Below are 2,190 nucleotides of genomic sequence, written 5' to 3'. Positions count from 1 at the left end.
TTTGTAATGCATTTCAGAAAATGCACTCTTCAATTGTGTAGTAATTTGAGGATGTAAACATACGAGAAAATTGAGTACACTTATTTTTTACGCGACTACTCAACCAATTAACCTCTCAACTAGATCTCTAAACTAATTACGGATTACGAATCAATGCTTGGCCAGGAACTTGAAAGTATAAATATTCTCAAAGAGACAGGTTTGTTTAGGCCCATTGATCTTCAGCTAGCCGGGCTTTTACTGGATTTAACAGGTAAAGATGATCTTCATCTGGCCTTGGCCGCTGTTATGGTTAATAAGGCATTGGAACAGGGCCATGTTTGTTTGGATCTCTCCAGGATTGCCGGTCAGTCATTATATATGCTGGGGGAGTTTTTCCCAGACTTTGAGCTACGGGTCCCTGCTTTTGCAGGACCTACGGATGGACTACGAGTGCCTGAGTTAAACACCTGGCTTGAGAAACTTAAAGATTGGGAGGTTGTGGGTGAAAGCGGGCAGTTTAAGCCTCTCATTCTTAATGACACTCTTTTGTACTGGCAAAGATATTTTTCTTATGAGCAGGAGCTGTTCAGTGCCCTGGAACTACGGGGACAGGGAAAATCCCCGCATATTGATTTGAACAGGCTAAAACAGAGCCTGGACAGGTATTTTCCACCATCTTCAGGCATTGATTGGCAGAGGCTGGCGTGTTTTATTTCTGTGTATAAAAGCCTTTGTGTGATCACAGGGGGACCCGGAACAGGGAAAACAACCACTGTGGTCAAGATTTTAGCCGTGCTTGCCGAGCAATATGGCCCGGGTTTAAAAGTGGCCGTGTGTGCGCCAACAGGAAAGGCAGCGCAGAGGCTTAGCCAGGCCTTAAGTGAGTTAAAACAAAACCTGGGCTTGGATCAAACACTAAAGCATGTCCTGCCGGATGAAGCCCTTACTATCCATCGTCTTCTGGGTTATAAAAGGTTTTCACCCTATTTCAGACACAATAGAGATAACCCTCTTCCTGTAGATGTTTTGGTGGTGGATGAGGTCTCCATGGTAGATTTGCCCCTGATGACCAAACTGGTTCAAGCCTTGAGGGATGAGAGCCGTCTGATTTTACTGGGGGATAAAGACCAGTTGTCTCCTGTTGGGGCAGGGGCAGTAATGGGTGATATTTGCGCACTGGGGGAAATAAATTCTTTTTCCAATGAATTTAGAGATGATTATAAGCGGATAGACCATGTTTGCCTCGAGCCAAACGGGCATGACAGGAGTTTTTTAGGAGATTGCTTGGTTGAGCTCCGTCAGAATTTTCGCTTTGGAGATGAATCCCATATTGCCCGGATTAGTCGGGCCATACGTTCAGGGCAGACCAGTGTTCTTTACTTTCAGGACAGCGCTCAGTGGCAGTGGATAGAAGTTGAGGATGAGCAGAAAATGAATCAGGTTTTGCCAAAAATTTTAGAGAAATGTTTTCACTCGTTTTGCCAGAGTAGTGGACCGGAAGAAGGCTTTGCGCACTTTAACCGGGCCAGGATACTGTGTCCTTTAAAAAACGGTATATGGGGAGTGGAAGGTCTGAATTTTCTGGCGGAAAAGGTTTTTGAAGCCAAGGGCTGGCTAAAGCCGATGTCCCGCTGGTATGATCGCCGGCCGGTAATGATCACCCAAAATGACTATGGACTTAGGTTGTTTAATGGAGATATTGGTTTGACCTGGAAAATAGGGGACCAGACAAAGGTCTATTTTCAAGATGAGAGTGGTGCGCATTTAAGGGCCATAAGCCCGGTGCGTATTGTTGGCGCTCAAACAGCTTTTGCCATGACCGTGCACAAGAGTCAGGGGTCAGAGTTTGATACCGTAATTTTGGTCCTGCCTCCCAAGGATATTCCTCTTTTGACCAGGGAACTGGTCTATACCGCAGTGACCAGGGCAAAAAAGAAGATAGTGGTTTTAGGACGAAAAGAAATTTGGCTCAAGGCAATATCCAAGACGTAGTAACCTAACATGACATTCTTAAACTGTAAAAAAATCGTACAACTTAGGAGTAAAACAGATTGTTTCTGTCTGTTGTAAATGTAAGTAACTCAACTTTCGGAGTTAATTTACGAGCGCATTTTCTTCAATGCTAACAAAGAATTGGACACATCTAAGGCTCACTTGCGGGCTGTGCATAAAGGGGTTTATTAGTGAAATATTACTTTGTGCCATTCT

Annotated in this window: 1 protein-coding gene; it reads left to right on the top strand. The window is 44.4% G+C overall.

The annotated features are described in order from the left end of the window. The first annotated feature begins 153 nt into the window (after positions 1-153). Positions 154-1,974 (top strand): exodeoxyribonuclease V subunit alpha, encoded by a 1,821-nt coding sequence (gene recD, locus AC3WVG_RS11450; RefSeq protein ID WP_488798250.1) that lies wholly within the window; start codon positions 154-156, stop codon positions 1,972-1,974. Positions 1,975-2,190: the final 216 nt, after the last annotated feature.

It is taken from the genome of Desulfovulcanus sp. (assembly GCF_982781345.1).
Note: the sequence above shows the minus strand (reverse complement) of the source record. Positions and strands in the feature narration are given on the sequence as shown.

Coding starts and splice junctions, on each gene's coding strand:
- recD (WP_488798250.1), top strand. CDS start 154: ATGCTTGGCCAGGAACTTGAAAGTATAAATATTCTCAAAGAGACAGGT.